General features: G+C 57.6%; 21 protein-coding genes and 5 pseudogenes. 8 read left to right on the forward strand and 18 right to left on the reverse strand.

The genetic code is table 11. The features are described from left to right. Positions 1-22 precede the first annotated feature (22 nt). The 3 genes and pseudogenes from istA to istB all read left to right on the forward strand — a co-directional run. Positions 23-1456: pseudogene (istA, locus tag GDIA_RS03185) on the forward strand (IS21-like element ISGdi17 family transposase); the annotation flags it as partial. Between the two features lie 61 nt (positions 1457-1517). Then, positions 1518-2635 (forward strand): IS3-like element ISGdi11 family transposase gene (locus tag GDIA_RS03195; protein WP_157864127.1). Its coding sequence is split into 2 segments (ribosomal slippage): positions 1518-1770 and positions 1770-2635, totalling 1119 coding nucleotides; the frame shifts between segments, so codons are not numbered across the junction. Positions 2636-2739: 104 nt separating this feature from the next. Then, on the forward strand, positions 2740-3519 hold the full coding sequence (gene istB, locus GDIA_RS03200; protein ID WP_012224987.1) for an IS21-like element ISGdi17 family helper ATPase IstB: 780 nt from the start codon (positions 2740-2742) through the stop codon (positions 3517-3519). 82 nt (positions 3520-3601) lie between these two features. Here istB and GDIA_RS18285 read toward each other — a convergent pair. The 8 genes and pseudogenes from GDIA_RS18285 to GDIA_RS18305 form a co-directional block, all read right to left on the reverse strand. Then, positions 3602-4068 (reverse strand): annotated as a pseudogene (locus tag GDIA_RS18285) (transposase); the annotation flags it as partial. A 129-nt stretch (positions 4069-4197) separates the two neighbouring features. Beyond that, a protein-coding gene (locus GDIA_RS18290; protein ID WP_157864088.1) for an IS630-like element ISGdi4 family transposase occupies positions 4198-5255 on the reverse strand; the annotation gives its coding sequence in 2 pieces (ribosomal slippage) (positions 4198-4763 and positions 4763-5255; 1059 coding nt in all). A gap of 268 nt (positions 5256-5523) precedes the next feature. Further along, positions 5524-7479, reverse strand: coding sequence for a glycoside hydrolase family 66 protein (locus GDIA_RS03220; RefSeq protein ID WP_012553268.1), 1956 nt, complete (start codon positions 7477-7479; stop codon positions 5524-5526). Further along, positions 7463-7684 (reverse strand): hypothetical protein, encoded by a 222-nt coding sequence (locus tag GDIA_RS19350; RefSeq protein ID WP_012553269.1) that lies wholly within the window; start codon positions 7682-7684, stop codon positions 7463-7465. The genes GDIA_RS03220 and GDIA_RS19350 overlap by 17 nt, the downstream gene beginning before the upstream one ends. A 141-nt stretch (positions 7685-7825) precedes the next feature. Next, entirely contained in the window at positions 7826-8767 is a 942-nt protein-coding gene (locus GDIA_RS03230) for an IS5 family transposase (RefSeq protein WP_244455089.1), read from the reverse strand. Between the two features lie 80 nt (positions 8768-8847). Further along, a pseudogene (locus GDIA_RS03235) lies at positions 8848-9081 on the reverse strand (transposase); the annotation flags it as partial. A 144-nt stretch (positions 9082-9225) separates the two neighbouring features. Beyond that, a complete protein-coding gene (locus tag GDIA_RS18300; protein ID WP_012553272.1) occupies positions 9226-10833 on the reverse strand; it encodes a glycosyltransferase family 32 protein in 1608 nt (535 codons plus the stop codon). Positions 10834-10869: 36 nt separating this feature from the next. Beyond that, on the reverse strand, positions 10870-12429 hold the full coding sequence (locus GDIA_RS18305) for a glycosyltransferase family 32 protein (RefSeq protein WP_012553273.1): 1560 nt from the start codon (positions 12427-12429) through the stop codon (positions 10870-10872). A 356-nt stretch (positions 12430-12785) separates the two neighbouring features. Between GDIA_RS18305 and GDIA_RS03245 the strand changes: the two are divergent. Further along, a pseudogene (locus GDIA_RS03245) lies at positions 12786-12935 on the forward strand (transposase); the annotation flags it as partial. Between the two features lie 50 nt (positions 12936-12985). Here the strand turns inward: GDIA_RS03245 and GDIA_RS19865 are convergent. The 5 genes and pseudogenes from GDIA_RS19865 to GDIA_RS03265 all read right to left on the reverse strand — a co-directional run. Next, positions 12986-13112 (reverse strand): annotated as a pseudogene (locus tag GDIA_RS19865) (IS256 family transposase); the annotation flags it as partial. A gap of 109 nt (positions 13113-13221) precedes the next feature. After that, positions 13222-13869: an ABC transporter ATP-binding protein gene (locus GDIA_RS18310; protein ID WP_012553275.1), complete on the reverse strand. Its 648-nt coding sequence runs from the start codon at positions 13867-13869 to the stop codon at positions 13222-13224. Next, on the reverse strand, positions 13866-14654 hold the full coding sequence (locus GDIA_RS03255; RefSeq protein WP_012553276.1) for an ABC transporter permease: 789 nt from the start codon (positions 14652-14654) through the stop codon (positions 13866-13868). The genes GDIA_RS18310 and GDIA_RS03255 overlap by 4 nt, the downstream gene beginning before the upstream one ends. An 8-nt stretch (positions 14655-14662) precedes the next feature. Next, positions 14663-15913, reverse strand: a complete 1251-nt coding sequence (locus GDIA_RS03260; protein ID WP_244455090.1) for a KpsE/RkpR family capsule polysaccharide export protein — start codon at positions 15911-15913, stop codon at positions 14663-14665. A 103-nt stretch (positions 15914-16016) separates the two neighbouring features. Further along, positions 16017-17318, reverse strand: a complete 1302-nt coding sequence (locus tag GDIA_RS03265) for a glycosyltransferase family 4 protein (RefSeq protein WP_012553278.1) — start codon at positions 17316-17318, stop codon at positions 16017-16019. 208 nt (positions 17319-17526) lie between these two features. Between GDIA_RS03265 and GDIA_RS03270 the strand changes: the two genes are divergently transcribed. Then, positions 17527-18687, forward strand: coding sequence for a polysaccharide biosynthesis/export family protein (locus tag GDIA_RS03270; RefSeq protein WP_012553279.1), 1161 nt, complete (start codon positions 17527-17529; stop codon positions 18685-18687). 76 nt (positions 18688-18763) lie between these two features. Here GDIA_RS03270 and GDIA_RS03275 read toward each other — a convergent pair whose 3' ends face one another. Next, complete coding sequence (locus GDIA_RS03275) at positions 18764-19804, reverse strand: ion channel (protein ID WP_012226405.1); 1041 nt, start codon at positions 19802-19804, stop codon at positions 18764-18766. A 64-nt stretch (positions 19805-19868) separates the two neighbouring features. Further along, a complete protein-coding gene (locus GDIA_RS03280) occupies positions 19869-20063 on the reverse strand; it encodes a hypothetical protein (RefSeq protein WP_041249416.1) in 195 nt (64 codons plus the stop codon). Between the two features lie 102 nt (positions 20064-20165). Between GDIA_RS03280 and gloA2 the strand changes: the two genes are divergently transcribed. Next, positions 20166-20582 carry an SMU1112c/YaeR family gloxylase I-like metalloprotein gene (gene gloA2, locus GDIA_RS03285; protein ID WP_012226407.1) on the forward strand — a complete coding sequence of 139 codons (417 nt, stop codon included), beginning with the start codon at positions 20166-20168 and terminating at the stop codon, positions 20580-20582. Positions 20583-20605: 23 nt separating this feature from the next. After that, positions 20606-20893, forward strand: a complete 288-nt coding sequence (locus tag GDIA_RS03290) for a DUF1330 domain-containing protein (protein ID WP_012226408.1) — start codon at positions 20606-20608, stop codon at positions 20891-20893. Positions 20894-20915: 22 nt separating this feature from the next. On the opposite strand, the gene GDIA_RS03295 is transcribed toward GDIA_RS03290, so the two are convergent. The 3 genes from GDIA_RS03295 to GDIA_RS03305 all read right to left on the reverse strand — a co-directional run bounded on the left by GDIA_RS03295 (position 20916) and on the right by GDIA_RS03305 (position 22708). Continuing rightward, positions 20916-21125 carry a hypothetical protein gene (locus tag GDIA_RS03295; RefSeq protein WP_012226409.1) on the reverse strand — a complete coding sequence of 70 codons (210 nt, stop codon included), beginning with the start codon at positions 21123-21125 and terminating at the stop codon, positions 20916-20918. Between the two features lie 135 nt (positions 21126-21260). Continuing rightward, positions 21261-22127, reverse strand: coding sequence for a CHAD domain-containing protein (locus GDIA_RS03300; RefSeq protein ID WP_157864129.1), 867 nt, complete (start codon positions 22125-22127; stop codon positions 21261-21263). A gap of 137 nt (positions 22128-22264) precedes the next feature. Continuing rightward, the gene (locus tag GDIA_RS03305; RefSeq protein WP_041249417.1) at positions 22265-22708 is read right to left on the reverse strand and encodes an Lrp/AsnC family transcriptional regulator; all 444 of its coding nucleotides are present in this window, start codon (positions 22706-22708) and stop codon (positions 22265-22267) included. Between the two features lie 187 nt (positions 22709-22895). Between GDIA_RS03305 and alr the strand changes: the two genes are divergently transcribed. Beyond that, the gene (alr, locus tag GDIA_RS03310) at positions 22896-24047 is read left to right on the forward strand and encodes an alanine racemase (RefSeq protein ID WP_012226415.1); all 1152 of its coding nucleotides are present in this window, start codon (positions 22896-22898) and stop codon (positions 24045-24047) included. Positions 24048-24051 lie beyond the last annotated feature (4 nt).

Here is a 24051-nt window from a genome sequence, read left to right on the forward strand (position 1 = left end):
GGGGGTTAAAGGAGTGATCAGCATGGAATTGTTGAGTGTGATCCGGCGGTGGCATTACCGGGATCATGTACCGATCCGCGAGATTGAGCGTCGGACGCGATTGTCGCGCAACACGATCCGCAAGTATCTCCGGGCGGAGACGGTTGAGCCGCAGTTCAAGGTTGCCGGGCGCCCGAGCCGGCTGGACCCGTTTGCGGAGAAACTGGCGACCTGGCTTGCTCTGGAGACGTCAAAGTCGCGCAAGCAGCGCCGCACGGGGCGGCGCCTGCATGCGGACCTTGTAGCGCTGGGTTATGACGGATCGTATGGACGGGTTGCGGCCTTTATCCGGAACTGGAAGGCGGAACAGCAAAGGGCGCGGCAGACGACGGGACGCGGCGTGTTCGTTCCGCTGCGCTTTCAACCCGGAGAGGCCTTCCAGTTCGACTGGGGAGAGGACTGGGCGGTGATCGGAGGGCGGCGCGTCAAGCTGCAGGTCGCCCACACCAAGCTGTCCTACAGCCGGGCCTTCATTCTGCGGGCGTATCCGCTCCAGACTCACGAGATGCTGTTCGACGCGCTGACGGAAGCCTTTCGCGTTTTGGGCGGGGTTGCGCGTCGAGGTATTTTTGACAATATGAAAACCGCCGTGGACCGGGTTGGGCCCGGCAAGGTCCGCCAGGTCAATCTGCGTTTTTCGGCCCTGGTGAGCCATTATCTGTTCGAGGCGGAGTTCTGCAATCCGGCAGCGGGTTGGGAGAAAGGTCAAATCGAGAAGACCGTCCAGGACGCCCGGCGGCAGATCTGGCAGGAGATGCCGCATTTTCCTGATCTGGCCTCCCTGAACGTCTGGCTCGAGGCGCGTTGCCGGGAACGTTGGACTATCTTGAGGCATGTCGAATTGCCCGGCAGCCTCGCCGAGGCCCATGCGGCGGAAGTGCCTCACCTGATGGTTCCAGGGCGCCCGTTCGACGGGTTCGTCGAACATACCAAACGGGTTTCGCCGACTTGCCTCGTGCAGTTCGAAAGCAACCGCTACAGTGTGCCCGCCTCTTTTGCCAATCGGCCGGTCAGCCTGCGCGTCTATCCCGACCGGTTGGTGATCGCGGCCGAGGGACGGATACTATGCGAACATCCCCGGATCGTCGAGCGGTCCCACGGCGTGCCCGGTCGCACGATCTATGACTGGCGGCATTACCTGGCGGTGCTCCAGCGCAAACCCGGGGCCTTGCGCAATGGCGCGCCCTTCTCTGAATTGCCCGAGGCGTTCCGGACGCTGCAGACGCACCTCCTCCGGCGCACGGGCGGCGACCGGGAAATGGTCGAGATCCTCGCCCTGGTGCTGCAGCATGATGAGCAGGCCGTGCTTTGCGCGGTTGAACTCGCGCTCGAGGAGGGAGTAGCCACCAAGACACACGTCCTCAATACGTTGCATCGTCTGACGGACGCCAAGAAAACAGGAGCACCCAGGCTCGACGTGACCTTGCCCCCTGAAATGCCCTCGCATTGAAGTAAGGTCTGTCCACTGGAGACAGACGATGAAGAAAGCGCGATTTACGCAGGACCAGATTATCGGGGTCCTGAAAGAGCATCAGGCGGGCGCTACGGCTGCGGATCTGTGCCGCAAGCACGGGATCAGTGACGCGACCTTCTACACCTGGCGGTCGAAATACGGCGGGATGGAGGTGTCGGAAGCGCGGCGCCTCAAGGCTCTTGAAGAAGAGAACGCGAAGCTGAAGCGGCTTCTGGCGGAGAGCGTGATGGACGTCTCGACGCTGAAGGAACTACTGGCAAAAAACTCGTGACGCCCGGTTTGCGGCGGGAAGCCGTGACCTGGGCGATCCGGGAGAAAGAGTATTCGCAGCGACGGGCCTGCCGGCTGATCGGCATGGACCCGAAGACCTGGCGCTATGCGTCACGCCGCCCGGATGATGCCGCAGCGCGCGGGCGGCTGCGCGAACTGGCTGGGGAGCGACGGCGATTTGGCTACCGGCGACTGCATATCCTGCTCGGCCGGGAAGGAATGACGATGAACCACAAGAAGCTGTTCCGGCTGTATCGCGAAGAGGGGCTGTCGGTCCGCAAGCGTGGCGGCCGGAAACGGGCGCTGGGCACGCGCTCGCCGATGATGCTGCCCGACGGGCCGAACCAGCGCTGGAGCCTGGATTTCGTCTCGGATGCATTGAACAACGGACGGCGCTTCCGGGTGCTGACGGTGGTCGACGACTACACGCGCGAATGTCTGGCGCTGGTGGCGGACACCTCGTTATCAGGCGAACGCCTCGGTCGTGAACTCGACCGGATCGGCGAGCATCGCGGCTGGCCGCTGATGATCGTTAGCGACAATGGCACCGAGATGACATCGAACGCGATCCTGGCCTGGCAGCAGAAGCGATCGGTGCTGTGGCACTATATCGCACCGGGCAAGCCGCAGCAGAACGGGTTCGTCGAGAGCTTCAACGGCCGGTTCCGCGACGAATGCCTCAATGAGCATCTGTTCCGTAACATCGCCCACGCTCGGACGGTCATCGAGGACTGGCGGGCCGACTACAACGCCGTCAGGCCTCACACCAGCCTCAATGGCATGACGCCAGAGGCTTTCGCTCAACACGCCACCAAGGCATACAACAATACACAGACCCTAACTCAAAACTGAGGGCACGTTCGGGGCAGGGTCAGACGCGCCGCAGGCATTGGTGCTCGAACGCGAGCCTCAGGCCGATACCGGACGGTATGACGCCCTGCGCGGGGAGGCCCGTCATGCGTCATGATCCCGCGGCCGGTGCCCTCGTCGTCATGCTGCGCGGCCTGCGGATGTATGGCATGGCCCAGGCCACGGCCGAACTGACCGAACAGGGTGCGCCGGCATTCGAGGCCGCCATCCCCGTCCTCTCCCAGCTTTTGAAGGCGGAACTCGCCGAGCGAGAGGTGCGCTCCATCGCCTATCAAACCAAGACTGCCAGGTTCCCGGCCTACAAAGATTTGGCAGGGTTCGATTTCTCGGCCGCCGAGGTCAACGAGGCCATGGTCCGTCAACTCCATGCCGGGGATTTCATCGACCGTGCCGACAACGTCGTCCTCATTGGTGGACCAGGAACCGGCAAGACCCATCTGGCCACCGCACTTGCCGTGCAGGCGATCGAACATCACCGCAAGAAGATACGGTTCTGGTCCACGGTCGACCTCGTCAACGCCCTCGAACAGGAAAAAACCGCCAATCGAGCAGGACAGATCGCGGAACGTCTCCTGCGCCTCGATCTCGTGATCCTGGACGAACTTGGCTATTTGCCGTTCAGCGCATCAGGCGGTGCCCTGCTGTTCCATCTCCTCAGCCGTCTCTACGAGCGCACCAGCGTCATCATCACCACCAATCTGAGCTTCAGCGAATGGGGCGAAGTCTTCGGTGATCCCAAAATGACGACAGCCCTGCTCGATCGCCTTACCCACCACTGTCATATCCTCGAAACCGGAAATGACAGCTACCGGTTCCGCGCAAGCTCCGCCGCCCCCAGGAACCGGAAGGAAAAGGCAACCGCTTGACCAGCCCATAAAACATAGCAGAGATAACCAAAGGCCGGGTCAGTTCTCGATGAAAACCCAGGGTCAAATCTCAGCAGAAATTAACACCCAGACGGCGATAGCCAAAGCGGCGTCTTTGGCTCGCCAGATCCCGCAGGCGCTGGCGCAGGGCGGCATCATCTGCCCGGGTGGAAACATACCGCGCAACACGCCTGGCAAGACCAACAAGGGCACAGGCGCGACGCTCACTCAGTTCCAGAGCCTTTTGAAGGTGCAGGACCGCCTGCCGCTTTGCGACAGGCGTCACCACTTTTTTCCAACAATTTCCTTCAACGCCGCATTATCCAGCATCGCATCCGCCAGGAGACGCTTCAGACGACTGTTTTCATCTGCCAATGCCTTCAGCCGTTTGGCCTCAGATACCTCAAGGCCACCATAGCGGGTCTTCCATTTGTAAAACGTCGCATCACTGATCCCGTGTTTGCGGCAAAGATCAGAGACCTTGAGCCCAGCCTCCTGTTCCTTCAGCACCCCTATGATCTGCTCTTCCGTAAAACGACTGCGTTTCATTCGTCCGTATCCTTCTCGATCGGACTCTACTTTTAAATGGTTACATTTCCGGGTGGCACGTCACCTGGCTGATCCCGGCCTTCCGACAAAGCTCCGCGACGGGGATGCCGTCATACCAACTCCTGTTTGTTAAAACCCATGTGCCCATTGTCGTAGCCCGAGGGACATGATGCGCCAGGGCTGGTCGACGAGCTGGTTCCAGGCGTGGCAGCAGATATCGACGATGTCGTCGTAGGTGCGGAAGATCCGGTTCGACAGCCAGGTATTGCGCATGAACTGCCAGACGTTTTCCACCGGATTGAGTTCGGGCGAGCGTGGCGGGAGCGGCAGGATGGTGATGTTGGCGGGGATATCGAGTTTCGGGCTGGTATGCCACGCTGCCTGATCGACGATGAGGATAGCGTGAGCGCCCGGCGCTACGGCCTGCGAGATCTCGTCGAGATGCCGGTTCATGGCGTGGAGGTTGCACCAGGGCAGGACGAGGGCCGCTCCCTTGCCTAGCGCCGGACAGATCGCTCCGAAGATCCAGGCCGAACGTGTGCGCTGATCGGCAGGCGCGCGTGGACGGGTGCCGCGTCTGGCCCAGCGGCGCGTCAGCTTCGTTTTCTGGCCGACCCTCGCCTCGTCGCCCCACCAGAGTTCGATGGCCTTGCCGGGATGCCGGGCCCGGATCCCGGCCATGACGTCGGGGAAGCTTTTTTAAAAACGTCCTGGGCCTCGGGATCCTGGGCATGGTGCCGGGGGCGTCCCGTCAGAAGGCGGAAGTCGAGGCCCCGGATAACGGCGCTCAGCCGGCTGCGCGAAAGAGAGACGCCGAATTCCTCATAAAGCCATTGCCCCAGATCAGCCTGCCGCCAGCGCACCACCCCATGCACGGCAGCGATCGGGCCGTCCTCGATCCGGCGCATCAGCGCTTCCAACATGGCTGGTGTCAGGCGGGGAACGACACCGCCCCCATGATGATCCCGCACGCCATCCGGGCCCTCGGCGTTGAAACGCACCACCCAGTCCCGCACAATCTGCCGATCCGTCCCAGCCAGTCGTGCCGCGTCTCCGCGTGACGCACCATCGTAGATCGCCGCCAGCGCCAGAAGCCGACGCGCCTGGCCCGCATGCCTCGTTGTCCGCGCCAGAGCACGCAGTCCCGCCGCATCATAATCCTCACGCAACGCTAACGCCCCGCCCATTCGGATGCCTCCCGCCCGGTTCGGCATCCTGTGAATCACAGCTCGTTCCAGAACGATACCGTCAGGCAATCACATATGAGTCAGGGCCGACCGGAGTTGGTATCAGCCCCTTGCTTCAGAATGAACGCCTTCTGTGCGTCCGAAAATTTCGATGCCTTCATCGTTTTCCGCTCATCCCAGCCAGAGAAAAGGCGCACGGAAAACTCTACCCAAAAACGATCCAGTTTGTCGGGAGCAGATCACACTACCCGCGCACCGGTCTCATTACTCACGGCGCAACATAGTCACTGGCGGCCACGCCATTCTCAATCCACACCATGTCCCAATAGGTCAAGTTGGGCAGGGTGAAGGTGATGTAATTACCGCTAGTGTCGGCGCCTGTTGTGTAGACGAGTTGCCGGGCCTTTCCGTGCGCCGCATCGGGACTGGCCCAGTAGAGGTTGCCCAGGGTGCCCCCCGAGGTCACATACATCTTGACCGCCAGCGCACCGGTCTTGGTCGGCGCCGGATAGGTCCCGTTGGGGTCCGACACGTCGCTCATCCCCGCTGCCGGCATCTGCTGGAAGTTGAGCAAGTGCAGGATGTCGAAGCCGGCGCGATGCAGCGGCAGCAGATAGACCGCCCCGGCCGTCGCCGTCGCATTCCCTGTCGCGCCGGAGATGATGGAGGGGTAGGCATTGCCGGTGACCGCGACGTTGTTCCGCAGCAGCTTTTCATAGGCCACGCCGAAATTCTGGTAGTCGTATTCCGCCTGCGCCATCCCGGCCGGCAGCGACAGCATGTTGCCAATTGGGAAGTCATCGTTGGAAATGAAGCGCGCGCCGTCGCCGGCATTTTGCTGACCGCCCACGATCCAGGCGTGATGCGCGCCAGTCGCCAGGATCGTCGCCTCCTGGTAGAGGATTCCGGGCAGGCTGAAGCTACAGGCCGTCGAGCCGCCGTTGGTGGAGCATGACGACGACGCAGCCACGGTCTTGTCCAGCCCCATGTCCCAGTCGAGCCCGATATTGATCGGCGTCCGGTTCGCCCACCCCCAGACCTGCGCGGATTTGTTCCAGAACGCGCCATAGCCGCTGATATCGTCGCCATGGTCCCACCGCTCCACGAAGTGGTAGAGTTCCTGACCCGACTGCACCAGATCCTGCTCGTTATAGGAACTGGCTGGGTTCAGCGTCATCGGAGCGCCCACCAGGCCCGTCACCGTCTTGAGGAACGAGGAATAGGCCGTGTCCAGAGTGATCCGGTTGCCGGACCAGTCCCAAAGCGGTGTGCTGATCGTGCCGTAGGTGTCGACGAAGATGCCGTCGAACCCGAAATGCTGGATGACCTGCCGGGCCTGCTGCGCCCAGTAATACTGCCAGTTCACATTGTTCGGGTTCATGTAGCCGACGTTGGCATCGAAATGCCAGACATCGCTCAGCTTGCAGGACGAGGTCGCGCCACAGTTATCGCTGAACATCGCCCACTGCAGGCTCGCGCCGGAGCCGTCCTGGGTGAAATCTGGCGAGATCCCGACATTCGCACCGTAAAGCGGGAAGTAGGACAGCGTTCCCATCCGGTATCGCCTGGCCGTGGCGATGCCGCGCCGGATCAGCTGCGCGGACTGGGTCAGGTTGTCCCCGTTCACCCAGTTTTCCGCGTCCGTCCAGGGCTTATGCCAGCGATACAGCTGGTTGTAGAACTGGAGATTGTTGCAGTGATAGGCATTGAGTCCGGCGATGTCGGCCTCGGGCGTCCCGTAGATCCCGGCAGGGTTCCAGCCGCCCCCGGCCGTGAAGGTGCCGGTGAACCAGCACTGGCGCGGATAGACCCACCAGTCAGGCGAGTAATCGATCGCGGCGGCCTGGGTATCGACGGCGGTGCCGGCCGCGTTGGCCGCGACGATCTGGACGTAATAGCCCTGATGATCGGCCATGCCCACGGTCGGGATATCGATCTCCACCGTGGCGGACGCGGATGCCGCGAGGCTGCTCACGGCCGCCACCACCGGCTGGCCCACCGGCACGCCGCGACCGCTCACGGTCGCGGTCAGGGTGCCGCTGAACGCGCCGCCGGTGCCGTTAGCGAGCCCAACGAACAACCGTGCCACGTCCCCGCTCGTATAGGTCGCACGGTCGCTGTCGACCGTCTGGATCAGCGATCCCGTCAGGGTCGGCGCCCCCGCGTGAGCCGCCCCAGCCAGGACGAACGCGCAGAGCGCCAGCAGCTTACCAAGCCGGAACATAATGCGTGCTCCCGTTTTGATCCTTGAACGTGAAGCAGCCGGTCGATCCCGCCAGCGAGCCGCAACTGGCGGGCGTCGCGACATAGCCCGAAAACGCGATGTTGCCGTAAAGTCCGATCGCGCCGGTGCCCTTGGCGTAGAAACTGATGGATGCATTCGCGGCATTCGGCGACAGATACCCGTTGCCAGAGGTGTCCTGCCACACGGTAATGATGAGACCTGTGCGCGAATGGTGGTTATTACTGGGGCCACCTGTATTTAAGACAGAAGACGCTGCACTGGCCTGCGTCTTTATTGTTTAAAATGCTTCACGACGCGTTTCAGAACTGATGTGGTCGCCAACCCGTTATGCGACTAATGCGAGGATCGTGAGGGTCCGTCTGAGATTGTAGGCAATGGCTGTAACGTGGATCTGGATGGCGGCCTTGGCGAGACCCCGCCATCGCATGCGGCGCAGGCCGTAACTTCGTTTCCATGTGCCGAAGATCTTTTCGATCCGGCCCCGGGTCCGGTGGACGGCGTCGTTCCAGGCCTTCAACCTGGCAAGCGTTTCCTGTTCGTCGTGTCCCCACATCGACGTTGCGGCAACGCGGAGCGTGCCACCTTTCGACCGGACGGCATCGCGGAAATGATTGCCACGATAGGCACCGTCTGCAAAAACCTCGCCAGGATCGTCGGGCACGGCGTCCGGACCGGCGCGTCCATCATTGATATTGGCCGGGGTAATTGCGATCTGCTCGACCAAAGCCGTCGTCGCGTCCGCGCCAACATGGGCGTTGTAGCCATGCACGGCCTTGCGGCCCTTGTGCTTGACCCAGCGGGCCTCGCCATCATGTTCCGTTTGCGACGTAATGATCGTCGCATCGACGATCGTGCCGGTCTTGATCCGGATCGCCTGCGTTTTCAACTGACCCGTCACCGCTTCGAACAAGGCCCTGTCGAGCGAGCGGGCGGCCAGTTCGCGTCGGAACCGTACAAACGCTGTGCGCTCGGGTGTCGGTTCCTGTGCAGAAAATCCGCAGAACCGGCGAAAGGATGCCCGGTCGTCCAGCGCCTCTGCCAACCTGACGTCCGAGAGGTCATGCCAGACCGCAAGCAGCATCGCCCGGAACATCGTAAGCGGCGGCCATGCTGCTTCGCCTTTCGGCGCGGGATAAACCTGCACCAGCAGGGCCGCCACCGGTCGCCAGTCGATCAGCTTCACGATCTCATCCAATGACGAGGGCTTTCGATCGGGCCGTGAAAACACAAGACAGTCCTGACCAATCAATCGGTGCGCCATCGCCATGCTCCACGCTCAATACCAGCGACAACAGAATCACTGTTCAGGCACAACGTCCACCACCCGCGCACAGGTCTCATTACCCGGCCCCCATCCGTCAGCACGGTCTTCTGCCCGTAGCCATTGCGGCAGTTCGGGCGGCCGGCCACAGCCTCGCCGTCCAGATGGTGGTCCAGTTCGGCGTTGAGCAACCGCTCCGCCAGCGCCTTCTTCATATCCCCCAGAAGGGCGTCCGCGTCCGACATCGTGCGGACCACGCGACCAGCCAGAACCTGGTCCAGAACATCGTCAGGGATCACGGGCTTCTTGCGTCGGGCCATGATGCGTCTCCTTCCTCAGCATCACACCAAACACACGAAATTCAGGATAGGCCCGCCCCCGTTGCACGCCCCACGCCCTCGGCGTATAATCTCCAGCGGGACTCTATCTGGGCCGGATAAAAATACAGAGTAAGTCAACAGGGCCTATGTAACCGCGTGCCTTAAACCAAACAGCTTCCGGAGAATCCCGGGCACCTCATTTTCCTTATCGCTTATATTATATGTGTTCAATTCTACATTATTATCATGTTTATACAACACAAATTTATGAAAAATTCCATTAAACATCGGACCAACTGACACTCTAAACTCAATGTCTAAATATGAGCACGCCAACTCAAAATTAAACTCAATATAATTTTTTATATTTTTTTTCACGATTTTTGAAATGACGTTATTCCCCCCTCCCGCACAAATTTCTATTTCTATATAGTCGGCGAATAAGTCTGAATCAAAATAAGCTTCAAGTTTATAGTATCCAGCCTCTAGCCCAATATAGGGGCCATACATAATTCGCCCTTCACTCCCTACAGGGATAACAATCCCATGTTTTTCGCGTTTCACATTGATAGTTTGTATATTCGGGTCAGAAAAATCAAAAACTCTGTCTGTCCTGTCGAGAGAAATATGATGCAACTCTCCCGAAAAATCCCCGAATACACTCATCCTAAATTCGACGTATTGATGAGGAGAACTAATATCAAATGAGAATTTTACACTATTTTTATTTATAATATCATCATGTCGTTCGTCATATTCCTTAATAATTTTAGAGCCATAATTAGCTGACACATCAAGAAATACACGAGAGAATTTTGTATCGTCACTGAATTTAAACATAACTTCATAGCTACCAGCTTCTAGATCAGCAAAAGGCCCATACATAAATCTACCATGAGCACCTTTCTTCGCAGTCAACCCGGTGGAAGTTAAAATAGCACAATCTTCAGCATGAATCTTAATCTCGCCTGGATACCACTTCCAATGATCAGTCTCCCCATAAACGCATTTGCTAGCCCACAATCTGACATAGCTATTAACACCAGAAAGACCAAGTTCCGAAATATCTCCAGCAACGGCTTTATTACGAATACACACCAGATTTCTATCCGGCGTAATGAAGGTTACGTTTTGAGGCTGACGCTCAGGGGTAACATATCGTACTTCGCCCATAAACTGGTCATCAGCTTCAAACCGTTGTCCCTTGTCAGCCATAGCGGCAGCAAATGAACGACCCAGCAAGGCACCTGCCGTTGGATAATGATCATGGATTCCATAGAAACGTTCTTTACAATTTCGGACAATTCCATTGATGGCACGTTCCCATTCTGGACGGCCCGGCAAAGACCACAAAAGATTCGTCTGGACACAAGTCCAACTTTCCATCCCAGGGTACATTTCCGTAAACGCCGCAACACCAAAATGCTTTGGAATCTTCCAATAATTTAATAGTTTGTTCGATAAGTCAAAATATATTCCCCCATATATATACATTAAGCAAAAACGTGCCAAGTCACATTTATAAGCGTAGGGCACCAACAGATCAAAAGCGGCCAGAACCTCTCCATCAAAATTGGAGCGTATAAAGTCACGTAATGATTCACCACTCCACAAAATATATTCCGCCTCTGGGTAAATTTTTCTGGCAGCATCTATATTTTTTTGTACAGCGAGAGGAATTTTTTCGGGAAGACCAAGCCCATCTACAATCAAAACCTGATGCAGATATGAAATGGAATGAAATTCAGACATAGCCTATCTCTACCTTTTATATAGTAAGCCAACGACTTATTTTGAAATAAGATCGTATTTCACGAATTCTCCGGAAAAATCCCTATCCACGTGAAGTCTAAATTCAACACCTGTTTGGTCATAGGCCAAAGAGAATGGGAATTCTATTTCAGAATGATAAGAAGGAAACAATTTTTTATAATTGAACTTATAAACACTCTCATGAGTGTTCCCACCTGATATATCAATCATAATTTTTGAAAACCTAGTCTTGTCTCCAAAAAATATTTTTAATGTGTATTCCCCAGATTTTAAATCACAATAAGGACCGAACATGACTCGACCTTTCGTACCTTTGGGAATAAGAATTCCAGTAGATGTGCGAGAAACGCCAATCAACTGAATCTGCTTTGAGCGAAAATCCCAGATTTGTCGATAATTGTCGATTTCTTTTCTATCTCCAATCTCCTTTCGATCACTTTTGGTCACCGTTAAACGACGGATTTCCCCAGAAAACTCTCCAAATACGGAGGCTCTGAACTCAACATTCTCGCTAAATTCAGAAAGAACAAAATCAAGATCTATCGAATCATGATTTTTAATTGATTTATCTTGAAAATTAAAACAATTAATTACATTATTTCCATTGCCAGCGCATATATCTACAAAAAACCTTGAAAATTTTGTTTCAGGACTGAATTCTATTTTTAGACGATAGGACCCACCTTCTAACGTTGCGAAAGGACCATAGAATACGCGCCCTTCTGCACCCGAAGCAACAGCTATACCTGTTTTAGTTCGAGTTGCTCGTCCCTCGACAATTACATTCAGATCATCAAAATCCCAAACATGATTTTCCTCAGAATACATCTGCCGCGCACGCCAGATGTCGTTGTAATTATTGGAGCCGGATATCCCAATATCTCTTAAATCGCCCCCTGTTTTTTTTGCCCGGAGAGCGACAACAACACCTTCTTTAGAAACATAAGCCACATTCAGCATTTTTGCGTCTGGTGTGATACAACGACAATTCCCAACATGCTGATCATCTGCCGATTTATTCTGGCCCCTCTCAACCATTGTTGCTACGCAGGCCCGTCCAAACAAAACTGGACCAGTAGGATAAAGAGGCTGGCTGCCATAGTAGCGTGTACGACAATTTTCAACAATCCAGTCTATAGCTTTCTTTAATTCCGGGCGACCGGGCAGTGACCAGATCAGGCCATTCTGAAGGGCAGTCCAACTGGGAGTAATAAATGGAACATCCCGAAATGCTGCGAGGCCCTTTGCGGATGGTATATCCCATTTGTTCATTAATCTTACACCAAGGTCAATATACATTCCTCCATGTATGTATAGAACGCACAATCTGGCCAAATCGCACTTATAGGCATATGGTTTTATTTTATCATAAGCCCACAAGACTTCTTCTGAGAAGTTTTTCAATAAAAATTGACGAATATCTTCTCCGCTCCACATTTTATATTCCGAGTCTGGATAAAATTCTTTTATGCAACTAATATTATTTTCAATAATTTTTGGAAGATTGTCTGGCAGCTTTCCGTTTCCCAAAATTGTTATTTGATGTACTTTATTTATATCGTGATACTTTTTCATTATATCTCTATCGTTGATGAATTTGTGTGGATTGATTTTTTATCTTATAAAAACCTGGCTAGTTCGTCAATTGGACAACTCCCCAAACCATGTTGATAGTTCTCTGGTGTTCAACTTGAAGTAGTATGAATTACGACCTCGAATCGTTCGATTAATCAAGATTGCACTGAGTTTCACCTTGTGGAACAGGTTTCGTCATTGCTGAACGAGATCACAACCTTGATCAAATGGGAACCGATCGACACGATACTCTCGTCGATGCGGCTTATGAGGAGAGGACGTGCCTCCCGATATTCAGACCACTTTGAGCAGGAATTTTCCACTTATGATCCTGGCGACGGGAGAAGGAGAGTTCCATGAAGAAGTCGAAGTTTTCTGAGGCGCAGATCGCATTCATCTGGCGCCAGGCAGATGAAGGAACCCCGGTTGCGGAGGTGTGCCGCAAGGCCGGTATCAGCGACGCGACCTTTTACAACTGGCGCAAGCGCTATGGCGGTATGACGCCAGGGCGGGACTGTCAGGAATTTCGTGTGTGAGGTGTTGTTCACGTTGTTGATCAGACGGTGGCCCGCGCGAAGCGGTCACCGAAGAGAATGGCGAACTGGGCCTTTGCCATGGACCATTCCCTTGGGGGCATGATCCCATTCTTTCTCGGCCCGGTTCAAGGCCAGGAAGAGGAGCTTGAGGGGCGTCCGCACTCGTCGCAAAGGCAACCATTATAAACGAAATCGACTACTCCGCGTAGATCTTATAAAGATATCTCACTTTATTTACCTCCTAAAAAAGCAATAATTATAACTTATCGTAACTTTCGATCGCATCATGGACACTACCATAAGGTACAAATTTACCCCCATGGATGATAGCCGCCTGATCACAATGTTCACGGATAAAACCCATGTCGTGAGAAACGATAATGAGCGCCCTGTCCTGACGTTTCCCAAACAATTCGTCTTGGCATCGCGCCAAAAAACGTGCATCTCCGACCATGATAACTTCGTCGATAAGATAGCATTCAAATTCGATGATAATCGATAGCGCAAATGCAAGGCGCGCACGCATTCCTGATGAGTAGGTCTTGACAGGTTCCCCCAATTGCCGCCCGAGTTCGGCAAAATCATCCACGAATGCTCGGGTAGACGGGTAATCGAGATTATAGATCCTGCAAATAAAGCGAAGGTTGTCTAGACCACTTAGACTTCCCTGAAACGCACCACCAAATGCCAGGGGCCAGGACACAGACATTGTGCGCTCAATACGTCCAGATGTCGCAAATTCCACTCCCCCGATGATACGGATAAGCGTCGATTTCCCAGCACCATTTCGGCCTAGAACACCAAGCCGCCGCCCGCGATCAAGCTGAAAATTTACATGGTCCAGTACACGCCGGCGTCCACCGGGTACGTGATACTCTTTCACAAGGTCGATACAACGAATCATTGAACTAATATATGACGACGAACCCGAAGTGTCAGCGACAAGCCCAAAAGAATCATAGTAACCGTAGCCCAACTATCATAGACCAAGTCATAATGCGCATGCGCGGAGTAACCAAACTGCCCACCACGTACCATTTCGATACTGTTCACGCTAGGCGAAAGCAGAAGAATCCAGCGGTAATGTTGCGGTATCCAATCAACCATCATAAACGCGCCGGATACCGGCAACGACAGATAGGATATGACTGAAATCGTTTTTTCTAAAAGTTCTGACATCTCCGACAGCGGTGCAACCACAAGTGCCGTCCCGAGGCAAAATAAAACGTGATAAAAAATTCCCAGATAAAGCAGTCCATAATCTGCTGGAGGCTTCATGAACCCCAGTATAATTGCCCCGACAGTGACGATCAGACCGGCGATTAAGGCACCCATAACTTCAAGGATAACCCGCGTAAGAATTAAATCCAGGGGCGTCACCTGCCGGTGGAATAGAAGACTGCCGTTCGCGTTGAAGGCGTGGACGGATTGAGCAAGGCAATGACGCCACATTGTCAGGGGGACATAGCCCGTTATGACAATAGCAGTCGTCTGCAGACCATGTTCATGCGCGGGCCGTATGGCCGTCCAGGCGATAGCAACACCCGCGCAGAATAAGATCGGCTCTCCCACTATCCAGAGATAACCAAGATTCTCGCGCCCGAACCGCGTATGCAATTCGCGTATTAGAAGCGCGCCGATCACCCGCATCTGCACCCGGAACAGCGTAAGAAGCGATGGTGTGTTCATCGTGTCACTCACACGATCTGGTGTTCACGCGCGCCATTAATGATCAGCTTACCCATCAGGTAGACCATCAAGAACGTCGCAAAGACAATCAGCACGTCGGCAATCCGCTGCGGATATGTGGCATAATCCGCCAAATCCGGCTGCGAAATCTCCTCCAGATAGACCTGCTGCCGATCCGCCTGCCCTTTGGCGCTGATCAAGGCGGACGCCGCCGCAGCCAACCCTTTCTCGACAATTTCCTGTTTAATCACCAAGGCGTCGTAATCCGTGATCTTGGGGACCAGCGAGGTCTTCGACCCCGTAACCTCCTTGTTCGACCTGGCAATCTGATCTTCCAGCACCGCGATCCGATGCTGATACACCGGAATCGAAGGACTATTCGGCGATTCTGTCTGAACCTGGGCAAGCTGTATCCGCGTCGACGTCAGCGCCACCTGCAGTTCATTGATATTCGACAACATCGGGGCCGCTTGCTTGAGTGGGTCCAAGAGTGCCTCCCGATTGCGATAGGCGGCCATCTGCTCCTCTACGTCCCGCAGTTGATCCTGCGCTTCCGCAAGTTCCTTCGCCGCGCTGCCGATCATGTTGGCCCGCTTCCGCGCATTCATCTGATTGACGAGTTGTTCCGCCGCGACAAGAAGAGCCTGTGCAACGGCTTGGGAATCCTGCGCGCGGAAGGTACGGACCTGAAGGGTCGTTATGGACGTCGATGTATCGAGATCAACGGTGATATGCCGCTTATAATAGCGATAAAAATGCTCGAAGGTCGCGCCCGTAAAGATATTGGGGAACCGGGCAGGCCAATCGCCTTCGGGGCGATTGAACATCGCCGCGCCCCCTTGCGTGCGAAGCATCGTTCTGGCCGCATCCCGCGACGTCAGGTAGTCCTGCACGACGTAGGCATCTTCGTCGGCCGACGATCCGCCCTCCCCCGTCAGCAGGCTGCTCAGCATTCCCATGGGCTGGGATGAAGCCCCCCGCACGACGAATTCGGCCTGCGAGACATATTGCGGCGCGGCGATCAAAAAATAGTAAATTGCCGCGATGAAGGTCGGCAGCATCACCACCAGCAGAAATGGCCAAGCCTTTCGGACCCCACGTCCGCGGTGAAAGCCCCGCGGAATCGCGAGAAGCGCCGAACCAGCCGAGGCGATTGTCCCGCTCGGAATTTCAAACCCGTCCATGGCAAACAGGTGCATCATCGGGAGCCGGAAATCAACTGCGGAATACCGACCGGCCAGAAGCGAGAGATGATACATCACTTTTCCGTCAACAAGCTCACCCCTTGCGCGAGCGGATGGCACCTATCCATGGCGCAAGAGGTTGTAACCAATCCTGATTTTCTGGAAAGACCACAACGCGCTACAGAACGGCTTCGTACATTTCCCGCACTCGATCTTCATATTTTTTCATGTTGAAGCACGCGGCTTGATGAGGTCCCCGATCTCGCAGTTTGGCGCGCAACGCGTCGTCCCTGTCGAGTTCTTCGATCCGGGCCGTGATGGAAGAGGTATCGTACGCATCCACGAATAGCGCCGCCTCTCCCGCGACCTCCGGCAGGGCTCCTTCCCTTGAGGTCAGTACCGGCGTGCCGAACGACAACGCCTCCAGCACCGGCAAGCCAAAGCCCTCGGACAGCGACGGGAAGAGGACCGCACGGGCGCCCCGAATCAACGCCATCAGCAACGGTGTCGGCAGATATTCCAACTGCCGGATTCGTCCAGTCGAAACACCCCGTGCCAGAAAGCGCAATTCGGCTTCCGATTTCCAAGCCATCGCCCCCACGATGACGAGCGGGCGGTCCGTCTGCGCCATGAGAAACGATTCAATAAGGCGACCGAGGTTTTTTTTGGGCTCCAGCGATCCGAAAAACAGGAAAAATTCCCCAGGCCGCAGATCGAATAGCCCTTCGCTTTTCTGGGTGAAATCGTCCTTCTGAGACTTCTCCATCGACATACTCGGCTGGAACGACTGGTAAGTGTTATACAATCGCTCCTTCACCTCTGGAAAAAACGATAGAATTTCGGCCCGCGACGCCTCTGATACAGTGCAGATGGCGTCCGCCTGCAGCGCCAACTTACGAATCAAGCTGAAATAATATTTTTTATCATCAAGCGTCGTTTGTGGCAACCTTAACGGAACCAAGTCGTGAATGGTATAAATATTCCGCGCATCCTTCAACCGAATAGGTAACGGATAGGTCCAGTGCATGATTGCTGGCGGATCGGGGATAGTGACTGTCAGGAAGCGGCCAGTATACTGAAAATGCCGCGCAGCCACGCGATAAAGATGCTGTACATTCAAAATCCGATCGAACGCCGGCATGCGATGCGCAAATCCACGCACCTCGACCCGGCCGCTGATTGGTATATCGACCGCCGTGTGACCGATCATGTCGACCCCACAATCCCGCCACCAGCGCATTGTCCAGGCCTTTGCCAACTTGCCGGTCGATTCCTGGTCCAGACTGTCAAAAAACATGACTTCCCGAAGCGCCGTCGGTGTTTGCCGGGGAATGTTCATGCCGTAGAGGACATCCACGGCGCACCCCATTGCCTTGAGACAATGAGTCAGCGTGCGCGCATAGGTGGCAACGCCCGTTCCGCGCGGAAGCGCGAGATTGAAACCATCGACGCCAATACGGGGGGGAGAATCACGAAGCAACGGCACCTCACAAAAAGAAGACATAATTTATTAAACCGAACAATTGACAATAATAGTATTTTATATTTTTATTTGTCCATCCAATTTGAAATTTAATACTTTATCCCTGGTCGCGCAGAACGACAAGCTACAAGGCTCCTGCGTTCTTGCATAACATTTTCTGACGTTGCATAAGAGCCTCCATATCGCATTAGCCCGTACGGATTACATGATCGATCGCTACGCATCAGTTGCTCGTGTCCTGGCCATCTCCGCCTTGCTGGCCGGATGCAGTACGTTGCCTAGCAGCGGGCCGGTCAGTTCACAGATCCTGCAAGCCGCAAAAGACCCGAAACTGAACCCGATCGGTTTCAGCATAGTCCCGTTCACGCCGAAGACACTCGACGTGCTTCAAAACGAAACGCCTCCGCTTCTTTCCACCCTGGAGAAAGAAGGGCCGGGTCAGGGCGAACACGGGGCCATCGGCCCCGGCGACGTTCTTGCAATCTCCGTCTTCGAGATTGGCAGCAGCCTGTTTTCGGGCGGCGGCCTGACAGGAGGAAGGGCGGCGGCATCAGGGGCAGCCAGTATTGAAGCCCTCCCCCCCGTCGAGGTCGATGATCAGGGCTATATTCCCTTTCCCTATATCGGCCGCGTTTTCGTCGCGGGAGAAACGCCGACCCAGCTTGCCAAGACGATCGAGGACCAACTGGCCGCGAAGTCGCAGAATCCCCAGGTCATTGTGCGGATCATGACCGACCTGCATAACTCCATCATCGTATCGGGCGACATTCTTCACCCTGGACGTCAGATGCTCACCCTCGCCCATGAGGGGCTTCTGGACATCATCGCCATGGGAGGTGGCCCGAGCCACTCGTCCGAGGACAGCGTGGTACTCCTGACCCGCCATGGGGTGACGGGGAGCATTCCCCTGCGTACGCTCGAAACCCATCCGGAGCAGAACATCCCGCTTATGCCGGGCGACCGGGTCCAGGTTATCTACCTGCCCCGGACCTATACGGTTTTCGGCGCAACACGCGTAATGCAAACGCCGTTCAATACACCGGTACTCACACTTGACCAGGCCATCGCGCGCATTGGCGGACCGGCTGACGATCGTGCCGACGCCAACGCAATCTACCTGTTCCGCTATGAAAGCGACGAGGTGGCACAGAAGCTCGGGCTGACCCCGAAACCCGGTGGCACGCCAATTATCTACAATATCGATTTGATGAACCCGACGAACTACTTTCTTTCCCAGAAATTCGTCATGAAAGACAAGGATCTGATCTTTGTCTCGAATGCGAAGGTCAACAAGCTGTACAAGTTCCTGACCTTGATTGGCGCCGTGACCAGCCCGGCTATTACCGCTGCCTACGTGGCGAGGTAGGCGACTTTCACCCTGCCGCCGTTCCGCGGCAGGTCCGGTCCGTATGGAGCATCTCCAGGATCAGCAAATACGGACCTCAATGCCCTTCCGTCGCATGGAAGCGGGTGTAATCGACCGTAATGCGCCCGTCGGGGCCAGAATCGATGATGTCGACGAAGCGGTGGTTGTAGAGCACCCGATCGAATCCGTAGGCGTTGCGGGCGAAGACGCTTTGTCCAGATACCTCGTCGGTGCCGGTCATGGTCACGACGATTTCTGCCTCCTCCAGACGCAGTTCATCGACTGTCAGGCCGTTCAGGGGGCTGTGCTCGTCGATGACGTGCATCAGTGGGAACGCGAAGCGCAGGACGGGAATGTGGGACTGGACCAGCGGTAGCGGGTCGAACTGGCGGGCCAGGCGTCCGTTTGGCTGGACGATCAGGCGGGCCAGGAACATTTCCACGCCGACCGACAGAATCGGGCTGAGGCGCCGGTTCGCGATTCGCACGCTAAGGTGAGAGATTCCGTTTTCAACCCGAATCAGGGCGCGGTCGCTGAACATGATCCGCGCCTTGGGGCGTGCGAAGCGGGCGAAGACCAGGCCGGTGGCGACCGCGTTCAAGATCATGCCGGCCAGCAATTCGAATGACGAAATGACATGCGCCACCGGCCCGACGGGGGCCATCACGCCGTAGCCGACCGTCGACAGGGTCTGGATGCTGAAGAAGAAGTAATCCCAGAACGCCCCTGGATGCGTCCCCGTCACCTGCCCCGGCGCCATCATATATAGCAAGGCAAACCCGACATTGATCAGGACGTAGAACGCCAGCGAAGACCAGAAAAAAGTGCGCCAGCGCACCGTGAGGGCATGATGATAGAGGTCGGACCACGCCCGATCGGCATCGCCGATGCGGACGATGTTGTCATGGCCCCGATCTTCAAGCGCATGGTGATTGAGCAGACGCGAAAGGGCCTGGGGCACCTGTGCCGCAAAAGGCGTACGTCTCGCATGTCCTCCGGCTGATTTGGACGATCCCGACTCCCGTTTCATTCCCCCGCACCTTTTCGCGACGCCTATTCGACGCAGGATGGCGCGAAACGGTACGTTTGCGTATGGGGGTAACCGCGCGGGTCTCATGCAGTGGACGAGGCGGCAACGGGATCACGAATGCAGGAGATCCGGCCGGAAGGACGGTCCCCGCCTATCGGGACAGATCGATTTCCATCGATTCCTGGCCGGCATGCAGGCGCCTGATTTCCTCGCATGACGCGATCCAGTAGCGTGCCTTTTCAGCGTCGCCGTCGAGGCGGGCCTCGTCCAGATGGGTCTGGGCAATGGCCAAGGCTTCGGCACCGTGGCGCGCAAAGAGGTCGATCGCGGTGGCTTCGGGTGTCATAGTCGTCTGCTCCTCCCGCTTGTTCATCCGGGACAAATCCCGTGTTCGGGCGTTTCGTCCTCTGCCCTGGTGCCTCAACACGCTTGCCGGAAGGACAGTTCCTTGATCGACGCCCTTCATCACGTGGCTATTATCTGTGCGGATTACGACCGGTCGAAGGATTTTTATACGCGCATCCTCGGCCTGCCGATCATTCGCGAGACCTATCGGGCCGAACGCCGATCCTGGAAATGCGACCTGGCCGTCGGCCATGCGCAGATCGAACTGTTTTCCTTCCCGGACCCGCCGCCACGTCCCTCGCGTCCCGAGGCGCGCGGCCTGCGGCATCTGGCCTTCGCCGTGCGGGACCTGCACGCGGCGGTCGAACACCTGCAGCAGGCCGGAATCGTGGTCGAGCCGATTCGCACCGACGCCCTGACCGGGCGCGATTTCACCTTCTTCGCCGACCCCGACGACCTGCCGCTGGAATTGTATGAAGTAGATCCCGCTGGTCCGCCGCCCGGCACCATGGCAACGTAGCTGCCCCTGAAGGAGTAGAGGCCATGGCCGCCTATATCGTCTTCACCCGTGAATCGACCCACGATGCCGCCGAACTCGACACCTATATGCAGGCAGTCGGTACGACCTTCGAGGGGCATCCCGTCAAGATCCTGGCCGCCTATGGCACTCAGGACGTGCTGGAGGGGCTGGCGCCCGAAGGCGTCGTGATCGTGGAATTTCCGACCATGGCGGATGCCCGCGCGTGGTACGACAGCCCACCCTATCAGGCCGTCGCACAGCACCGCTGGCGGGGCGCGTCCTATCGCGCGGTGATCGTTCAGGGGCGGTGATCGGCCGCCCCTAGCCGGACCGTCAGGTCAGGACCGGCGCAAGCCCCACGCGCTGGCGGCGGAAAAGGCCTGTCGCGACGTTCCGGGCTTCCTGCAGGGATGACATGATCTGACCGTTCAACGGCCGCAGCCATTCGTGGATGGCGCGGAACACCCGTGCGCCGTCGCGACGGGACTGAATGACGACCCCGACGAACACACCGTCGATTTCGATGATCTCGGATTTGAACATGACATGATCTCCTTCGCTTGAAGCGACGGGACGGCTGAGAACAGCCGTGCAAGAGCATGCAGTCCGTCCTGTGACAACGACGAATGCGTGAAGTCCTGATGACAGTTCGATGACGGTGGCGGATTGGGTTCGCGGTCAGGGCTGCCAGAACACGGGACGGCGGCAGAATTTGCGCCATTTCTTATGGGCCGTCCCATGTACGCCAAGCTGGCGGCAGCAGAGGAAACCCGTCACCGCCCCCACGGTATGTTGAAGTGCGTCCCCGCCATGCTCGCCCAGCCGGGCCAGCAGGCTGCGCGTCGTCAGCACGTCGCTGTCCATTCCCAGCACGTCCTGCAATGCAGCCAGGCGCCGAATATAGGGCTTGGCTTTCCCTCCTGGCATATGCAGCGCGTTGAAGAATTCAGCCGTATAGCGCAGTTTCTTCAGGACCAGCCTGACCTCGTGCCGCTCTTTGGGCGTCAGCAGCGCGAAATCCCGGCCCTTGCGCAGTGCCTTGCGGTGCAGTCGCGTCAGGTGCCGGACGGCGAAATCAATGGCGGGCTCTTCCAGCGTCTCCTGCCCGGCTGCCGACAGCGATGCCAGCCAGACATCTCCGTCCCCCATCTGGCCCAGCAGACGCAGGAATTGCCGGGCTTCCTCGCCGCCCAGGACTGATTGCACCTGGCCGTACGCGGCATGGCGCAGAGGTTGCGCCAGCGGCGTCACCACCCCTGCCACGTCGACATCGACCTGCGTCAGCGCCGCCAATCCAGGTACCGTGGTCAGCAGGAACACGTCCCAGTTCCGCGCGTCGCCCACCGCCCCGGCCAGCGACCGCGCATGGGCCGATGCCCCTTCCAGTACCACATTGGGCGTGTCGCGTCGCAGCAGGCCCGCCAGGGCGCGGAACCGCCGCAGCGCGACCCGGACCTGATGCACGCCTTCGGCGTTGCGCCCGTCGATCGCGACCGGCAGGTTGGCAGCCAGGTGATCGTGGATGGTGGCAACGATCCGCCGCACCGCCACCCGCACCGTATCCCCTGGCCCAGCACGATCGGCGCGGCGCGGCGGCTGTCGGGAACGGTGGCGGTCGCCCGGTCAGACACGATCATGCACTCCATTCCGCTTCGCCGGCGCCTACCCTCGGGCGGCAGCCCCTATTTCCGGATCACCGGCCGGATGGTGAAATTGCTCTGGATCTGTGCGACGCCAGGCAGGCGCGAGAGTTCCTCGTTATGGATACGCTCGTAATCCGCGGCGTCGCGGGCCGCGACGTGCAGCAGGTAATCGGCGTCGCCGGTCATCAGGTAGCATTCGCGCACGTCCGGGCAGGTCCGTACCCGGGCCTCGAACCGGCGCAGGCATTCCTCGGTCTGGCGTTCCAGCCTGATGCGGACGATCACCGTCGTGGCGCCCTCGCGCGCCCTGTCGTCGATGATCGCACGATACCCCCGGATCACACCGTCCTGTTCCAGTTGTCGCACCCGGCGCAGGCAGGCGGACGGCGACAGGCCGACCCGCTGGGCCAGTTCCGCGTTGGTCATGCGTCCGTCCTGGCCGAGATAACGCAGAATCGCCTCGGTCGTCTTGTCCATGATCATTCCGGGTCTGTGTTCATCATGGTTCGGCAACCAAATCGGCATGTTTCGCCATTCCGCCGCATGATGATGCGCGGTCCGGCCGCCCGCGACATATCATGCGATCCTTCGGCAGGAAATGCCGGCCATCCTGACCTAGAGTCGGGCCAGACGCCATCCCTCCCTCTCCCTGGCGGAGCCCGCACTATTCATGCCTGTTCCCCCCATTGCCGATACCGCATGGCCCCATGCCCGGGCCGGCGCGACCCTGACCATCGATCTTGATGCCATCCGGGCCAATTACCGCACGGTACGGAACCTGGCCGCCGGCGCGGAATGCGCTGCGGTGGTCAAGGCCGACGCCTATGGGCTGGGGGCGGCCCGGGTCGCTCCGGCGCTGCAGGAGGAAGGAGCGCGGACATTCTTCGTCGCGCATCTGGACGAGGGCATGGCGCTGCGACGCCATGTCAGCGCCGATGCGCGCATCATCGTCCTGCATGGCGCCGTGCCGGGGGCCGAGAAGGACTGTCTGCATGATGACCTGATCCCGGTCCTGAACAGTGTCGACCAGATCCAGCGCTGGCGCGGGTTGGCCCATGAGGCGGGCCGCGCATTGCCGTCGATCCTGCAACTGGATACCGGGATGTCGCGCTTCGGGCTGTCCGAGAACGAGATCCGCGCGATCGTGGCGGACCCGGACGGCCTGCGCGGGATCGACCTGCGCCTGGTCATCAGCCACCTGGCCTGCGCGGACGACCCGGACGATCCAGCCAGTACCCGTCAGCGTGCGCGCCTGGTACGAATGCGCGCCCTGCTGCCCCCCGCGCCGGTCAGCCTGGCCGCCTCGTCGGGTGTCTTCCTGGGGCGGGACTTTCATTTCGATCTGGTCCGTCCCGGTGCGGCGCTGTACGGCGTGGCCCCCAACGCCGCTACCCCGAACCCGATGCGTCCGGTCGTACGCCTGCAGGCACGAATCCTGCAAACGCGCCATGTCAGCCCGAATGACGGGGTGGGTTACGGCCTGACCTACCGCCCCAGTGCGATGCGGCGAATCGCGACGATCGCCACGGGCTATGCCGACGGTTTCATGCGCAGCGGTGCCGCCCGGGGCTGCGCCTGGCTGGGCGACATGCAACTGCCGGTGCTGGGCCGGATTTCGATGGATTCGATGACGGTCGACGTCACCGATGCCCCCGAAACGCTGACCCGGCCCGGCACCATGGTAGACCTGCTGGGGCCGCGCCGTGGCGTCGACGACGTGGCCCGGGCGGCCGGCACCATCGGCTACGAAATCCTGACATCGCTGGGGCATCGCTATCACCGCGCCTATGTCGCGGGCGGCTCCGACGCTTTTTCCTCCTGACAGA

Source organism: Gluconacetobacter diazotrophicus PA1 5, from assembly GCF_000021325.1.
Lineage (GTDB): Bacteria > Pseudomonadota > Alphaproteobacteria > Acetobacterales > Acetobacteraceae > Gluconacetobacter > Gluconacetobacter diazotrophicus.

Coding starts and splice junctions, on each gene's coding strand:
- istB (WP_012224987.1), top strand. CDS start 2,740: ATGCGTCATGATCCCGCGGCCGGTGCCCTCGTCGTCATGCTGCGCGGC.
- GDIA_RS03220 (WP_012553268.1), bottom strand. CDS start 7,479: ATGTTCCGGCTTGGTAAGCTGCTGGCGCTCTGCGCGTTCGTCCTGGCT.
- GDIA_RS03230 (WP_244455089.1), bottom strand. CDS start 8,767: ATGGCGATGGCGCACCGATTGATTGGTCAGGACTGTCTTGTGTTTTCA.
- GDIA_RS18300 (WP_012553272.1), bottom strand. CDS start 10,833: ATGTCTGAATTTCATTCCATTTCATATCTGCATCAGGTTTTGATTGTA.
- GDIA_RS18305 (WP_012553273.1), bottom strand. CDS start 12,429: ATGAAAAAGTATCACGATATAAATAAAGTACATCAAATAACAATTTTG.
- GDIA_RS18310 (WP_012553275.1), bottom strand. CDS start 13,869: ATGATTCGTTGTATCGACCTTGTGAAAGAGTATCACGTACCCGGTGGA.
- GDIA_RS03255 (WP_012553276.1), bottom strand. CDS start 14,654: ATGAACACACCATCGCTTCTTACGCTGTTCCGGGTGCAGATGCGGGTG.
- GDIA_RS03260 (WP_244455090.1), bottom strand. CDS start 15,913: ATGTATCATCTCTCGCTTCTGGCCGGTCGGTATTCCGCAGTTGATTTC.
- GDIA_RS03270 (WP_012553279.1), top strand. CDS start 17,527: ATGATCGATCGCTACGCATCAGTTGCTCGTGTCCTGGCCATCTCCGCC.
- GDIA_RS03275 (WP_012226405.1), bottom strand. CDS start 19,804: ATGAGACCCGCGCGGTTACCCCCATACGCAAACGTACCGTTTCGCGCC.
- GDIA_RS03280 (WP_041249416.1), bottom strand. CDS start 20,063: ATGACACCCGAAGCCACCGCGATCGACCTCTTTGCGCGCCACGGTGCC.
- GDIA_RS03290 (WP_012226408.1), top strand. CDS start 20,606: ATGGCCGCCTATATCGTCTTCACCCGTGAATCGACCCACGATGCCGCC.
- GDIA_RS03295 (WP_012226409.1), bottom strand. CDS start 21,125: ATGTTCAAATCCGAGATCATCGAAATCGACGGTGTGTTCGTCGGGGTC.
- GDIA_RS03305 (WP_041249417.1), bottom strand. CDS start 22,708: ATGATCATGGACAAGACGACCGAGGCGATTCTGCGTTATCTCGGCCAG.
- alr (WP_012226415.1), top strand. CDS start 22,896: ATGCCTGTTCCCCCCATTGCCGATACCGCATGGCCCCATGCCCGGGCC.